The sequence below is a fragment of the Chitinophaga sp. SVR4-12A genome (assembly GCF_056754765.1).
The window spans coordinates 5,749,570-5,765,211 of record NZ_JBPGWP010000001.1 but is presented as its reverse complement, the minus strand read 5'-3'; the positions used below and the strand labels follow the sequence as shown (position 1 = coordinate 5,765,211).

Genomic DNA, 15,642 nt, shown 5'->3' with positions numbered 1-15,642 from the left:
ATGAAATCAATTACTTATCTGCTGCTATGCCTGTTAGCAGCCATACCGGCCTTTAGCCAGAACAAAGATCCCTATGCAGACAGCGCCGCGCTGTATTTTAATGAAATAAAGGAGGCAGCATCGCAATTGCAGGCCATCTGGGATCATCCGCTGGAAGGGCCTTTATTATTTGTTAACCCCCAAACCCGGCAGCTGTATGCAAACTTGCCAGACACTGCCCTGGGCTTACAGGGAACAGGACCTGTATACACCGGCGTCCTGCCTAAAGCCAATAACATTGCCAATACTGCCATGCAACTGGGTAGCCACCGCTGGGCCATGGTATTGCTCCCTTTGCCTGCCAATAAACAAGACCGGCTTAACCTGCTGGCGCATGAGCTTTTCCACAGGATCCAACCTGAGCTGGGCTTCCAGGGCCGTAACCCGGATAACAATCACCTGGATGAAAAGGACGGCCGTATCTACCTGCGCCTGGAACTGGCGGCATTAAAAGCCGCCCTGCAATCTACAGCTTGGCCGGATATACAAAGCCACCTGGCCGATGCCGTCAGCTTCCGGAAATACCGCTACCAGCTGTACCCGGGAGCAGATACCGTGGAAAATGCCCTTGAGCTGAACGAAGGGCTTGCCGAATACACCGGTATGATGGGCAGCGGAAGAACGAAAGCACAACAGCTGCAGCATTTTGAAAGCAGCATGGAACGCTTCCTGGCCAATCCTACCTTTGTTCGATCCTTCGCTTACCAAACCATCCCTGTTTATGGCTATCTCCTGGAAGGCAAAGTTCCCCGGTGGAACGGGAAGATCTCTATACAAACCAGGCTAACGGATTATTTCATCAAAACTTTTCCTATTCCGATGCCGGGAAACCTCAAGGCACATGTTGCTGCGGCTTTAAAATACTACAAGGGAGATACGATCATCGCTGCCGAGACAACGCGGGCAGCACAAAAAAAGGCGCTTATCGCCCGGTATAAACAGATCTTTATTGTGCAGCCCCACCTGGAAATAGCATTCGTAAAAATGAACGTATCCTTCAATCCGAGCAACATACAGCCCTTAGAGGATAAAGGCACGGTATATCCTACCATACGGGTAACAGATGAGTGGGGCATCCTGGAAGCGCAGCAGGGCGCGCTCATGAGCCCTAACTGGGACAAGATCACGGTGAGCGCGCCGTTAAAAATTGAAGGACAGCAGCTCAGCGGCGAAGGATGGACCCTCACCCTGCAGGATGGATGGACGATTGTAAAAGACAGCCTCAACCAGGCTAATTATCAGGTAAAAAAAGCTAACAAATGATTTGGGCTGTAACATTGTATTTAGTAAATTGAACAATAACCCGGCCTTTACTTAATACTTAATCTAAACCCGATTTCTGACCAAAAATTCCTTTTTATGAAAAAGAAAACCAAGAAAAAACTTGACGTAAAGAAAAGTGAAAATCGCCCGTCTTAGCGAAGGCAACCAGGCCAAGCTGAAAGCTGCCACCATTCCACCTAACACTTTCTGGTGCGAAGGTATCGGTCTGTAATAAGGACCGTTCAAACTTATATTTTGTATTAAAGAAAATGGTGAGGCCGTCCGAAGTATTTTGGACGGCCTCACGTGTTTATCATCATCCCCATCTGCTAAGACGGGCAGATAATTTTACCAAAGCCTGGTTATGCGCCAGGTATAATAACATCAGGGGAAAGATCTTCAGCAAACCTCTTTTGGTAGAATGCTGGAGATCTACCAGGGGGAGCAAATATCCCAGGAAAGGCAGTCCAATATAGATGACCAGTACCGCATACAACCACACCCTGGCGGTACGGGAAAACCGCAGCTTATACATCACTGCTTCTACCAGCAACAGCACCACAAACAGTACCATAAAATAACCATACAGGGAAACGCCACGCCCGCCGAACAGCAGGCGGGTGTGCATGTCTATAAAACGCTCAAAGAATGGCCGCAACTGTAATGGATGCGCGTTGATCAGGTTACTCACTTCGTATTGAGCAGGCAGGTAATAACTGTTATAAAACACAACAGAAACAGCATACAGCAGCACAGCAGGCGTTACAAACGCCGCGGCATCGAGTGCCACTTGCCTGATGGTTTGACTACTCCATTGGCGGTATACCAGCAAGGGAATGAAGAAAAAGGCCAAGACCAGGGTTTCCGGGCGTATATAGGTGGCAATGCCCATTAGCCAGGCTGCAAAATGTAAATACGGCCTGGATTGTTCCCTGAAGTAAAGTGTTAAGCAATACACCGACAGGAAGAAGAACACCGCATTGCTGTAATCGAACAATGCCATGAAGGTATAAGCATACATTTCCGGTATTGCCAGGAAGCACAACAACAACACACCTGCCAGTAAGCGGTGAAGGCGCTCACACAACAACTGGTACAGCAACAGCGTAAAGCTGGCGAATATCACAGAAAGCCACAGCTGCCCGAAGGGGAAGCCCGCATATTTGTAAATGATCTGCAGGCTGGTGATGAATGCAGGTTTATAAGGATTATTGGTGCTCGCAAGATCTACCTTAAAAACCGAATTGATCATGGTATGCTCGCGTACTGCATATTCTGCGAGCACTTCGGCGCCTGAAGTAAGATCTCTCGGCGTAGGCGGCAGATAATAACAGCGCCACACACTGATAAAAACGATAGCTGTTATGAGCAGGATAAAAGGCAGCTCATACAGTTTTATCGTAAAACGGATCTTATGGAACATCGTACCCCATTGTGCTGCAGTACGGGCCATATTCAGGTTCAACAACAACGCTGTCATTACCAGCGCGCTGAAAACAGAAAAGGCGGTAAGCGGAACATACAATAACTGTAACAGGAAAGGAACAAAAGAAGACACGGCAACTCCCAGCAATAATGCCATTGGAATTTTAAGACCGTTCCGTAATGATAGATTGAACAAAGCGAGCACACCGATACCTGAGATGAACTGCAATGATGTCAACAGCAGCAAGGCAACTATGTTCATAAGGTGATCGTGTATTTTCTGTATTCTGCCAATATGTTGCTCAGCTGCTGCTTATCGCGCACTTTCCTGATCGCAATGTCTTTATGCTCGACGCTAACCACGTAATTGATATTAGCAGTATCCTTTGTATCCGGGCGCACTGTTCTCAATGAAGTATAGTAGTAGAATACGGCTGGTTCCGGTACATGATAGTCCAGCCCTTTAGCCTTGAAATAGCTGGTAGGCGGCAACAGCACCAGCGCTGTTTCTTTTTTACCAGCCTTCTCCAGCGAAAGGGCAATAGACCTGGAAAGAATATAGGCATTGCCATAGCGGGATGCTTTCCTCACTTCAGGGTCTGGCTGAGCGGCCTGTAAAGGGAAGGCTTCCCAGTAGCCGGCTATTCTTTCGAACCAGGTTCTGTTCACCGCTACAATAAGGGAAATAGCCAGGAGGCCTGTTAACAACAATAACAGGCCTCCGCGTCTGTTAGATACAGTTGCTTGCATAGACGGCAAAATACTATTATTTATAGTTACCGGGCGCCAAAGTTACGGGAGCTACTTTCTTTTCAATGTCTGCCCTGTCTGGTTCATATTGCGGGGGTAATTTAAGCGCTTCGCCTAAGTGCTCTTTGCTCTCGTCTGCAGTAAAGCCCGGGCCTGCGGTAGCCACTTCAAACAGCACGCCTCCAGGCTCTCTGAAATAAATGGAGGTAAAATAATTCCTGTCGAGCACAGGCGTTGGGTTCAGCATCCGTTTCACTATTTTAAGGCGCACTTCCTGCTGGCTGGCGGCATCAGGAGTGCTAAAGGCGATATGATGCACAGTGCCACTGCCTGCGAGTCCTTTCAGACTGTCGGGAGAACAGATGATGTCCACATAATTACCAGGCGCGTCGGTGGCGGCAAAACGGAAACGGTTACCTTTCTCGGCGATCAGCTTGTGGTCCAGCTGTTCTGTCAGCAGTCCGGCAGTTCGCTCGTAACCTTCTTCCCAGATCTCTACATTGTAAAATCCCCTGATGGCGTGCTCCGGAGGGATGTGCCCGTAAGTAAAACCGCTGCGGGTATCCTTATCGTTGAACACCAGTTCCAGGCCCAGTCCATCAGCATCTTCAAAGTATACGACCGCTTCGCCTTCAAACCGCTCCTGCGGTTGTTTATAGCTAATGTTAAAACGTTTCAGGCGTTCCAGCCAATAATCCATGGATGCCAGGGGCAGCGAAAAGGTGGTGGTGTTGAGCATGCCTTTGCCATGACGGCCATGTGTAAGCCCTTCATAAGGAAAGAAGGTAAGGATGCTGCCGGGGCTACCGGTTTCATCTCCATAATAAAAATGGTATACACCGGGTGCGTCAAAGTTCACTGTCTTCTTTACCATCCTCAATCCCAGGATACCGCTGTAAAAATCGATGTTCTTTTGTGCGCCGGCAGCAATGGCCGTAACGTGATGAATGCCTGTAATCAATTGATCCATATTACAAATTTACCAGTTTATACCAGCTTTAACAGTTCCACATCACAAAATATCTTCACTTCATCTGACAAGCACTCCTCAAAGGAATCAAAGCGCTCATTCCATTGCAGATGAAGGTCTCTGCGGTTAAAAGCAAATTCCATTTCGAAGCCGGCCTTTATGTTCCCCAGCTGGTCCACCACCGTGCCGTTATGTATGACATTGAACCCGATCACTTCGGTAACGTCTTTTATCCGCAGGATGCCGGTCATACTGATGGAGAGGCCTGCTGGCGCTACCGAAGTGGATTCAAAGGAAATGACCGGGTATTGTTCCACATCAAAGCAATCGGCAGAGCGCAGATGCGTATCACGGCGGGTGTTACCCGTATCGACAGAGCTGGTAAAGATGGAGAGCTGGGCCTGTGCATCACTGAAATCATCTGCCGAGGCCATGATCACACCTTCAAAACGGGTAAACCAACCTGAAACGCAGCTTCGTAGCAGATACCGGATGCTGAACCGGATCCTGGTGTGAACAGGATCTATTACCCAGGTCACTTTATGCGGCTGTTCTTTCATAATTCCTGCAGGTCTACCCTATTGAAAGCTGAACCGGCGCATCGCCTCCTTCTTAAATTCTGTAAAACTCATGCCCGAAACATTCTTGAAGAATTTGCTGAAGTGCGCAATATCATCAAAGCCGAGATGATACGCGATCTCTTTCATACTGGCGTTTACATAGATAGCCTGTCTTTTCGCCTCCAGCACGATACGCTGCCGGATATGATAACTGGCCGGGAAGCCGGAGATCTTTTTTACTATTTCGTTCAGGTAGTTGGAGCTTACAAACAGCTCTTCAGCATAGTCGCTCACCATTTTGCAGCTGGTGTAGTTCTTTTCCAGCAGGGCGAGGAATTTATCTGTCAGCTCTGTATTTTTTGTGCGTTGCTGATATTTTGCAGGTCTTTCAAATTGCCGGGTAAGATAGATCAGGAATATCTTCAGGAGGCCTTTCAGTATCTCGGAGCGGAGCAGGAAAAAGTTATCATATTCTCTGACCATTTTTTCAATGATCTCCTCCATATCTCTTTGCAGATCTCCACTCACTTTAATGACAGGCGCCTGTGCGCAGGCGTTGAGAAAGCCCGGATCATGCAAAGGCTCAAAGCTGTTCTCATGAAGGCCCAGAAATTCTGCAGTAAAGGAGACGACATAGCCGGTAGTGTGCTCGTCGGCATTGAACAGGTATATCTGTCCGGGCGCCTGGCAATACACCGTATTATTGCTGATGCCATGTTTATCCAGGTCTACCAGGTAGTTGCCTCCTCCCTGTTTCACCCAGATGATCTTGTAATAGTTATGCCGGTGCGGGGTAGCTGGATGTCCCCACCGGTGCTTCATCACCCATTCAATAGTGTGGATCTCAAAGGGTAAGGCATTGCCCATGGTTGGCTGTTGTAAAGAGGTTCCGTTTTTAATGATGCTCGTTGGCCTGTTAAGGGATAGCATAACATTGTGGTTTTGCATATTCCGTCTATTAATGTACCGGAATTGCTAGGCGGAAGCATACTTATATTTTCCGGATATAGCGCTTTGAAAAAGAAGCACTTAATTGTTGCCTTTTCTATTTATCGTACAATGAGAGGATGTTCTCCCTCCGATTTTTTCGGAGCTTAGCCCCGTAAAAATACGGTTTATCGTGGATGAGCTTTCTGATAAACCGGGATAAGTACAACAGAATCCGTCATTTAGATATTTCCCAAGCCCGTTTTTAGTTGCATCTTTGCTGTTGAATTGAATTACCTGATAATATAGGCACATATCATGTGCTAGTCTTTAACAGTGTAACAGTTGTAGGTTTAGGTAAAGGCCGGGGTATTCTTATTCCGGTTTTTTTTATGACTCCTCGCCACTTTTACGAAATGTCCTCTTTTTTAATTCCCAGTTTGGCAATCCTGGATTCCAGGGTAGTAGGGTTCAGGTTCAACAGCCTGGCGGCGCCGTTCTCCCCTCTGATACGGCCATTTGTTTTTTTCAGCACAGATAATATATAAGCCCTTTCTGTTTCCTGGAGTAACTTTTTCACGTCAGTGAATGTTTTCACCTGTGCATCACCAGCCGTGGCAGCCGGCGTAAGGCCTGACAAGCATCCGTTGCCCAGCGGGCGTTTTAGTTCAAGCGGAGATTGACCGTCGTTCAGTATAACGGATTGTTCGATGACGTTTTCCAGTTCACGGATATTGCCCGGCCAGTCCCAGGCTTCCAGGGCTTCCATCATCTGTGGGGCGATCCCGTGATAGGGTTTCTTTATCCTGCCGGTGCATTGGGTAGCGAAGGACTCCGCCAGTAAGCTGATGTCTTCCTTACGCTCCCGCAAGGGAGGCAAGGTGATCGGGAATACATTCAGGCGATAATAGAGGTCAAGGCGGAAACGCCCTTCTGCCACCTCCTTTTCCAGGTTACGATTGGTAGCGGCAATGATGCGGACATTCACTTTGATGGCGCTTTTGCCGCCAATACGCTCTATCTCCTTTTCCTGTAATACTCTCAACAGCTTTACCTGCAGCTCTAGGGGCATTTCCCCGATCTCGTCAAGGAAGATAGTGCCTTCATCTGCCTGTTCGAATTTACCGATCCTTCTATCGGTGGCGCCGGTGAAAGCACCTTTCTCATAGCCAAAGAGCTCAGACTCTATCAGGCTGGCGGGCAATGCAGCACAATTCACCTTAATAAGCGGCTTTCTATGGCGGGGAGAAAGCCGGTGAATGCTCCAGGCCACTTTCTCCTTGCCGGTGCCGCTCTCCCCTGTTATCAATACAGACGTATCAAAGGGAGCCACCTGGGCCACATGATCCAGCACGTGCAGCAGGCGATGGCTTTTGCCGATAATACCATCAAACCTGGCCGCAACATCATGGCCATTAGCCTGAAGTGAGCCAACAGCCGCCCCGGGGGCCTGTTCTCCAGGCACTTCTACCTTTGCGAGTAAGGACTGTAAACGCCCTAAGACAGCGGCATCGTCAGGCTGATAGGCATCAGGCCTGCGGCTGTAGAAAGAAAAAGCAATCAGTCCTCCGCCTGCCTTCAAAACAGGCATCACCAGGTGGGACTGCAGCTGGAAAGTACGCGCCAGTAAACCTTTTAAAGGGTATTGTGCTAAGATCTTTTCAAACGTTTCCCGGTTGTATAAGGCAGTGAGATGATCTGCCGGCGTGGCAGCCTGTAGCGCATTAAGATTTGCCGGCTTCAGGCCGGAGATGGTAGAGAGTTCATCATTCCTGATCACCTGGTATTCGTCGAACCCGATACGGAGAAATCCAAGCGTACCGGCAGACATATAGTCGAAAGGCACAAAGGATTGCAGGGTACGGGCTATTTTCAGGCATTTTTGTTCAGCACTGATCCCTTCGGCGATAATGTGCGAGATGGTATCCTGTAACAACAGTTCGCGGCGAAAGCCGGATTCCATGCTGTGTTTATGGCGATAGCGGGCCACATCGAGTGTGACCAGCACGTCTTTTTCCCGGAAAGGCTTTACCAGGAAGCCATAAGGCTCTGTAGCCTTTGCCGCCTCCAGCACACGCTGATTGGAGTTGGCGGAGAGATATACAAATGCGATGTGCTTTTCCTTTAACTGTTTAGCCAGGTCAATACCGGTTTGTTTGCCCTTCAGGTAGATATCCAATATCACTAACCCGGGCTGATGCAGGTCAATAATTTCCAGGGCCTCCTTTACCGAAGGGGCAATACCGCATACCTGGTATCCTGCCCGTTGCAGTATCAGGCGCAGATCGTTGGCCACAATAAATTCATCTTCTACTATCAGTACTTTTTCACTCATAGGTAACTATTTCGGTCAAAAGATCGGAAGCTGCCTGTATGGCGCCCGGGTGAGCCATCCTTTCATCCACAAAGGTCACGGTAATGGTCAGGCCCTGTTGATTGTCCAGCCGGAAGCTGCCCCCCAGTTGCCTGCTCAATCCCTGCATCAGGCTCATGCCAAGGGAATCGGTTTGGTCAATATCCATTCCTGCGGGTAAGCCTGCACCGTTATCCTTAATACTAAGCTGCAGGTGATGGCTGTCGGTTTGTTGCAGCATAACAGCAATAAGCCCGTTGCGGCTATCGGGAAAAGCGTACTTAATGGCATTGGTAACGGCCTCGTTCAGGATAAGGCCCATAGGCACTGTTTGCGCTACATCCAGTTTGACGGGCGCAATATCCAGCTCAAAACAAATATGATGAGTGTCAAAGCTGCTGCGCAGGTAATCCACCAGCTCACTGATATAAACAGGAATATCTATCAGGGCTACATTTTCAGACTGATACAGTTTCTGGTGGATGAGCGACATGGCATATACCCGGTGCTGGTTCTCGCGGATCACTACCAGGGCGGCATCATTCTCTATGTAAGCAGATTGCGTATTGAGCAGGCTCATTACGATCTGCAGGTTATTCTTAACGCGATGGTGGATCTCTTTCAACAGCCATTCTTTCTCTTCCAGCAACCTGTCTTTTTCGTGCAGGAGCTCTTCCAGGGATTGATTTTTCAGGTTGATCTCTTTCTGCTGTTCCTCCAGGCACCGGTTACTGCGCTGTTTGAGGCGGTAACGGTTATATAATAACCCGACAATTGCCAGCAGCATAACAATACCGGCAAGGGTAACATTTCTCGCAAGGTTGGCCTGCTGCAGACTGTTGCGTTCCAGTTGGCTTTCGTTGCGCAACAGCTTAATATCCTGCTCCCGGCGGGCCGTTTCATATTGTATCTGCAGTTCAGCGATCTGTTTACTTTTCGTTTCGTTAAAGATGGAATCGTCCAGGATATTATAGGCGCGAAGATGTTGTATAGCAGACAGGTAATTGCCGCCGGCCGAATCTACTTTAAAAAGGGCCAGGTGTACATCTTTGATCCTGGAAGCAAAGTTGTTCTTTATGGTAGGAAGGCTCAGGGCTTTCTGCAGGTAAACATTCGCTTTGTTATATTCCTGCCTGTCTGTATAGAACTTACCGATCACATAGTATATTTCCAGTGGATGTCGGTTAGCGCCCAACGGCTGCTGTTCCTCGAAGTGTATCATTTCCCGGTAGTGCTTCTCTGCCAGGTCATACTGCTGCAGGGCGTTAAAGCAGTCGCCCATAGCCCTGGCTACTTCCTCCCTGTCCAGCAGGGCAACAGGCGGAGCTTTCTCCACAAGGTCCAGGAGCAGGGCTAAAGCATCTTTTTTCTGCCCTGCCTTTATCATGGCGCGTACCAGGTGGCCAGCGACGGTATATCGTCCCATCACCCCGGGCGGCATATGGTCCAGCGCTTTGCGGTACCAGGGAATGCTATTTTCATACTGAAGCAGTTCGCGGTAAATGCTTCCCATACGGTTATAGAAAATAGCAGCAGCGGCACTATCGCCGGTCGCCTGCATGTACCTGATCGTTTGCAGTGCATATGGCAGGGCCTTATTGTAATTTCCCTGGTACATGGATGTGGTGGCCAGCAGATCGTATGTATAATGCAGCTTCCGGATACCGGCAGACTGCTCCAGGCGAAGCAGCTGTAACAGCTTCGCTTCTGCAGTATCGAGTTTGCCCCAGCGCAGGTAAACGTCTGCTATGTTTCTTAAGATATCCGCTTCGCCAGGCGGATCTTTCAGCTGGCGGCTTACAGACAGCATACGGTTAAAAATGCTGATCTTCTCAGGGTAATTCACATCCCGTTCGGGCATAAAGATGGCAAAATACCGCAGCCATTTCAGCTCTTCCTGCCGGTTACCGGTGCGGTGATAAAAGTCTGTCACCTGTGTAAAGCTGGCCTTGCCCTGCTCCAGGTCTCCACGTTCAAAATAGATCCTGCCCAGTTCTCCCAGGCTGAGGTACCGGCCGGAGGTATACCGGAGAGAATCGCTCAGGCGCAAGGCTTCCAGCGCAAGCATTAAAGCGCTGTCAAGATCATTTTTATATTCATCAGGCTTATTCAGGTAATAATCGCTCAGCTGCAATTGCCATTGTATGCGGTTGGTATCAGGCCGGCTTTTTTGTAAAAGGAGGCGCAATTCCCCAGGTGATTTATCTGTTGGCGGCTGCGCTGGAGATAACAGGGAGGTATTCAATAAAAAAAAGGCAATAAGCAATACCCTCGACATACGGCACGACAGTGTAAAGTGTTAGTTCGCTTGTTAAAGATATTAAAAAATAACCAGGGAGTGACACTGGGCAAAAAGCTATGATACATCGGATGATGGGATATGTAAAGATGATGAAATATGGTTTTTATCCATACAGGAAGATTTATAAATTAACAGTTTTTTCACTATGTAGGACTATAAAAAATAAAATAATCTCTTTTAAATTTATGGAATCAACAAACGTATGCATCTCATAATAGGCTAACCCTGTTAAATCCCGTAAATGAAGACACTCTTTGCCCTTGTGTTCTGTGCTGCTGTCCCTTGCCTGTGCTATAGCCAGCAAGCCTCAGTAAAAGGCAGTATTGCGGACACACTCAATCATCAAAACCTGTCTAACACCGTCATCACCCTTTTACAGGCCAAAGATTCTATCCTGTACAAATTCACGAGGACCAATGCCTCCGGGCACTTTGACCTAAAGGGCCTGAAGGGAGGCAAATACCTGATGCTGGTGACCGCACCCGGGTTTGCAGACTATGTGGAGCCCTTAACCTTAACGGATTCGACGACGATCACCAATGCTAAAATTATCATGTCGCTTAAATCACGCTTGCTGCAGGAAGTAGTGATCAACCAGGCGGTGGCAGCCATCAAGCTCAAAGGCGATACCACAGAATACAATGCAGACAGCTTTAAGATGCCGCCGAATGCTTCGGTGGAGGAGCTGCTTAAAAAGCTGCCAGGTATCCAGGTGGACAAGAACGGGCAGATCACTGCACAGGGGGAAAAGATACAGAAGGTACTGGTAGACGGAGAAGAATTCTTCGGGGATGATCCCACCCTGGCCACCCAGAACCTGCGGGCCGATATGGTAGACAAGGTGCAGGTATTTGATAAAAAGAGCGACCAGGCCACTTTTACAGGGGTGGACGATGGGCAGCGTACAAAAACCCTGAACCTCAAGCTGAAAGACAACAAAAAGAACGGGTACTTCGGAAAGGTAAGCACCGGCGCCGGTAACGATGGTTATCATGACACCCAGGCCATGTTCAATACCTTTAGTAAGAAGCGGAAATTATCCGGCTATGGTATTATTTCCAATACCGGTAAAACGGGGTTAAACTGGCAGGAAAGAAATAGCTACGGACAAAACGGATCGGATGCCAGTTATGATGAAACAACTGATTCCTATTACTTTTCCGGCTCTGGCGATGACCTGGAGAACTGGGACGGCCGGTATAACGGTCAGGGATATCCGCTGGTACAGACAGGCGGGTTGATGTACAACAACAAATGGAATGAGGATAAACAATCGGTTAATGGCAGCTATAAGATCATGCAGTTGTATGTGGATGGTAACAGCAGTACCAACTCGCAATACTTGTTGCCGGATACGCTATATTATACCAATTCATCACAGCGTTTTTCCAATAACATATTACGGCACCGGGCCAACGGCGCTTATGAGATCCAGCTGGACTCTACCTCCTCTATCAAGATACAGGCAGACGGCGGGCTAGATCATAAGACCACCGCCAGCGTTTATAATACGGAGTCGCTTGCAGAAGACAGCTCGCTGGTGAACCAGAATAAACGTAACATTAATACAATCGGTGATAATCGCAGCCTGAACAGCAATATCCTATGGCGGAAAAAACTACGTAAAAGGGGCAGAACGCTGTCGCTAAACGTGATAGAACGCTTTACACGGAATACCTCTGACGGCTACCTGGATGCCACCACGGAATTCTATGAGAACGGCAGCATCGAGAGTACGCAGAAGATAGACCAGTATAAGACCAACGTCAGTGAAAACCTGAGCTTTGATACCAAGCTGACCTACTCAGAGCCCTTGTCGGCTACCAGTTCACTGATATTCAACTATGGCGTTGTAGTGAACAACAGTAATTCCAACAGGAATTCCTTCAACCAGGACGGCGGCGGAAAGTACAGCCAGCTGGACACCCTGTTTAGTAACGACTATGCATTCAACGTGTTTACCCATCGTGGTGGGATCAACTACAACCTGATCAACAAAAAGTTCCGGTTGAATTTTGGCGGTAACGTAGGCCTCACCAGTTTTGACCAGCGGGATGTGCACAAGAACATTACCAGGACACGTGACTTTGTGAACTGGTATCCGCAAGCCAATGTATCTTATATGTTCAACAGCCAGAGAAGGCTGTCCATCAACTATAACGGCAACACGCGTCAGCCAGGCATTGACCAGATCCAACCCTTGCGTACCAATGAAGACCCGCTGAATATAACGATCGGCAATCCTGACCTAAAGCCACAGTTCTCCAACAGTTTCCGTATTTCATTCAACGATTTCAGAATGCTTTCTGAGCGGGGAATATGGGTTAGCGCCAATTATAATTTCACCAGTAACGCCATCAGCAGCCGGAGCACCATCGATGCCAATGGCAGAAGAACGAACCAGTCTGTAAACGTAAACGGCAACCGTTCGGCCTCCCTGTATGTGGACTATGGCATCAAATTATCAAAGCTGGATGCACGCGTAGGAGCCAACGGAAGTGTAAACTACAACCGTTATGTAAACTATGTAAACGATGCTCTGAACGTGACCAACAGCGGCAACTACAGGGGCGGTATTTATGTACGGCACAGGAAAGATAAGCTATATGAGATCGGCCTTGAAGCGTTTGCCAATTATACCAGCAGCAGCTCGTCCATACAGCAACGGATACAAACCAATTACTGGACCTTCAATATCGGCCCTGATGTAGACTTCTTCTTACCATTGAAACTGCAGATACATTCGGATTGCAATATCAATCTGCGCCAAAAGACAGCCGTATTTACCAGCAACAACAACGTATTCCTGTGGAATGCCTGGATCGGCAAGAAGCTCCTGAAGAATGATGCCCTGCTGATCAAAGCATCTGTGAACGACCTTTTGAATGAGAACATCGGCTTTAGCAGACAGGTAAACAGCAACTTCATTACACAGAACACTTATAGCACCATCCAGCGGTATTTCTTCCTTTCGGTAGTTTGGAACTTTAACAAAACAGGAGCGCCCGCTAAGCAATAACCGCAAAAGACAACAATTATGAGAACTTTACTGATCTTCCTTTTTATAAGCATTACGCTGAACGTAGCGGCACAAATGCCCGTTTATATCACAGAAGGCCGCATTGAATATGAGAAGCGGCTGAACGCACATGCCCGGCTGGATGCCATGTTCGGCAACAATAACAACAACACCTGGAAGGACCTGGAGAAAAAAAGAACCCCTAAATTCAAGACCACTTATTTTGAGCTACGCTTCCATAACAACACCACATTGTATGCGCCGGGAAGGGATAACCCGGAAAACGCACGGCTGCGGCCTGAACCAGCAGACGACAATGTAGTATACAGCGAGTTAGAAAAAAAGGAAAGCGTTACGCAAAAGAAAGTATTTGAGGAGGTATTCCTGGTAAAAGACAGTACCCGCTCCATCCGCTGGAAGATAACAGATGAAAAACGCAACATAGCAGGGTTTGACTGCCGCAGGGCCAATGCCGTTATTATGGATTCGGTTTATGTAGTGGCATTCTATACAGACGCCATTGTTACGCCGGGAGGACCTGAGTCTTTCAGCGGTTTACCTGGAATGATCCTTGGCGTAGCCCTACCCTATGAGCATGTGACCTGGTTTGCTACCAAAGTATTAACAGAAAGCATTACGACATCCAACCTGCAGGCGCCTACAAAGGGCAAAAAGGTAGATAATAAAACGATGCTTGAAACCCTTAACAAGAGCCTGAAGAACTGGGGAAGTTATGGGTTGGCCTATATTACGGCGACGATGTTATAGCACGTTTCTACGTCCTTACCTGTCCGTTACCGTGTACAAACCACTTTTCTGTTACCAGCTTTTCAAGCGCAAAAGGACCACGGGCATGTAGTTTCTGCGTAGAGATCCCTATTTCTGCGCCCAGGCCAAACACGCCTCCGTCTGTAAAACGGGTGGAGGCATTTACGTATACGGCCGCTGCATCTACTTCATTCAGGAAACGTTCGCTGATAGCCGCATTGGTGGAAATAATGGCTTCGGAATGTTTGGAGGAATATTGACGGATGTGTTCGAGGGCCTCATCGGCATTATCCACCACTTTCACGGAGCATTTAAAGTCAAGGAACTCGCGGCCAAAATCTTCCGGAGCAGCCTGCTGCAGATAGGGATACCCTACCTTTTCCAATATGGGGAATGCCTTTTCATCGGCAAAGATCTCTACATGATATGATTGTAATGAGGGCGCCAGAAGGGCCAGGAACCTGGCTGCCACAGCATTGTCCACCAGTACGGTATCGAGCGCATTACAAACGGAAGGACGTGATACCTTGGCATTGGTTACGATGGCGCTGGCCTGATCCAGGTCAGCAGTACTTTCCACGTAAGTATGGCAGACACCCGCGCCGGTTTCTATCACCGGTACACGGGCGTTTTCACGCACATAATCTATCAGCTGCTGAGAGCCGCGGGGAATAATGATGTCGATATACTTAACTGCCGTCAGCAGTTCACCGATGAGGTTACGATCTGCAGGCAACAGCTGTACCACTGTTTCAGGAAGTTTGAATTCACGGAGCAGCTGCTGTATAAGACCTACCAGGCAGGTGTTGGTGTAAAAGGCATCTGACCCTCCCCGCAGTACACATACATTGCCGGAGCGTATACAGAGCGCGGCTACATCCACCGTTACGTTTGGTCTTGATTCGTATATCACGCCTACTACCCCCAGGGGCACCGTACGCTTTTGCACCAGCAGGCCATTGGCCAGCTTTTTCTCCAGCAACAGCTGATTGGCCGGATCAGGCAACAGGGCAATTTCCTGCAGGCTCTCAGCCAGCTGCCGGATACGATCTGCATTTAACAACAGGCGGTCCTTTTTAGGATCGGCGTCCGGCATGCGGTCAAGATCTTGCTGATTGGCGGCGATGATCTCCTGCGCATGTTCCTGTATGCGGGCGGCCAGTCGCTGCAGGAGCTCCTGCTTTTGCTGACCGGGTAATGTCTTGATTGCGCTGGTGGCTTGCTGCGCCTTTTCCAGCAAAGGTTGTATCGTTTCCATCTTCTTAA

General features: G+C 48.4%; 11 protein-coding genes. 3 read left to right on the top strand and 8 right to left on the bottom strand.

Going from position 1 to position 15,642, the window contains the following annotated elements; translation table 11 throughout:
• Positions 1-1,302, top strand: a complete 1,302-nt coding sequence (locus ACR9Y8_RS23415; RefSeq protein WP_481215679.1) for a hypothetical protein — start codon at positions 1-3, stop codon at positions 1,300-1,302.
• A 316-nt stretch (positions 1,303-1,618) separates the two neighbouring features.
• Here ACR9Y8_RS23415 and ACR9Y8_RS23410 read toward each other — a convergent pair whose 3' ends face one another.
• From ACR9Y8_RS23410 to ACR9Y8_RS23380, 7 genes are all read right to left on the bottom strand, one after another.
• On the bottom strand, positions 1,619-2,989 hold the full coding sequence (locus ACR9Y8_RS23410; protein ID WP_481215678.1) for a hypothetical protein: 1,371 nt from the start codon (positions 2,987-2,989) through the stop codon (positions 1,619-1,621).
• A complete protein-coding gene (locus tag ACR9Y8_RS23405) occupies positions 2,986-3,477 on the bottom strand; it encodes a hypothetical protein (protein ID WP_481215677.1) in 492 nt (163 codons plus the stop codon). The genes ACR9Y8_RS23410 and ACR9Y8_RS23405 overlap by 4 nt, the downstream gene beginning before the upstream one ends.
• 16 nt (positions 3,478-3,493) lie before the next feature.
• Positions 3,494-4,447 carry a ring-cleaving dioxygenase gene (locus ACR9Y8_RS23400; protein ID WP_481215676.1) on the bottom strand — a complete coding sequence of 318 codons (954 nt, stop codon included), beginning with the start codon at positions 4,445-4,447 and terminating at the stop codon, positions 3,494-3,496.
• Between the two features lie 17 nt (positions 4,448-4,464).
• Positions 4,465-5,007, bottom strand: coding sequence for a YceI family protein (locus tag ACR9Y8_RS23395; protein ID WP_481215675.1), 543 nt, complete (start codon positions 5,005-5,007; stop codon positions 4,465-4,467).
• A gap of 18 nt (positions 5,008-5,025) precedes the next feature.
• A complete protein-coding gene (locus ACR9Y8_RS23390; protein WP_481215674.1) occupies positions 5,026-5,937 on the bottom strand; it encodes a helix-turn-helix domain-containing protein in 912 nt (303 codons plus the stop codon).
• Between the two features lie 406 nt (positions 5,938-6,343).
• Positions 6,344-8,269 carry a sigma 54-interacting transcriptional regulator gene (locus ACR9Y8_RS23385; protein WP_481215673.1) on the bottom strand — a complete coding sequence of 642 codons (1,926 nt, stop codon included), beginning with the start codon at positions 8,267-8,269 and terminating at the stop codon, positions 6,344-6,346.
• On the bottom strand, positions 8,262-10,475 hold the full coding sequence (locus tag ACR9Y8_RS23380; protein ID WP_481215672.1) for a tetratricopeptide repeat-containing sensor histidine kinase: 2,214 nt from the start codon (positions 10,473-10,475) through the stop codon (positions 8,262-8,264). Before ACR9Y8_RS23380 ends, ACR9Y8_RS23385 begins: the two co-directional genes overlap by 8 nt.
• Before the next feature lie 355 nt (positions 10,476-10,830).
• On the opposite strand from ACR9Y8_RS23380, the gene ACR9Y8_RS23375 reads away from it, so the two are divergent.
• Complete coding sequence (locus tag ACR9Y8_RS23375; protein WP_481215671.1) at positions 10,831-13,608, top strand: outer membrane beta-barrel protein; 2,778 nt, start codon at positions 10,831-10,833, stop codon at positions 13,606-13,608.
• 18 nt (positions 13,609-13,626) lie between these two features.
• Positions 13,627-14,376 (top strand): GLPGLI family protein, encoded by a 750-nt coding sequence (locus tag ACR9Y8_RS23370; protein WP_481215670.1) that lies wholly within the window; start codon positions 13,627-13,629, stop codon positions 14,374-14,376.
• A 7-nt stretch (positions 14,377-14,383) separates the two neighbouring features.
• On the opposite strand, the gene ACR9Y8_RS23365 is transcribed toward ACR9Y8_RS23370, so the two are convergent.
• Entirely contained in the window at positions 14,384-15,634 is a 1,251-nt protein-coding gene (locus ACR9Y8_RS23365; RefSeq protein WP_481215669.1) for a glutamate-5-semialdehyde dehydrogenase, read from the bottom strand.
• Positions 15,635-15,642: the final 8 nt, after the last annotated feature.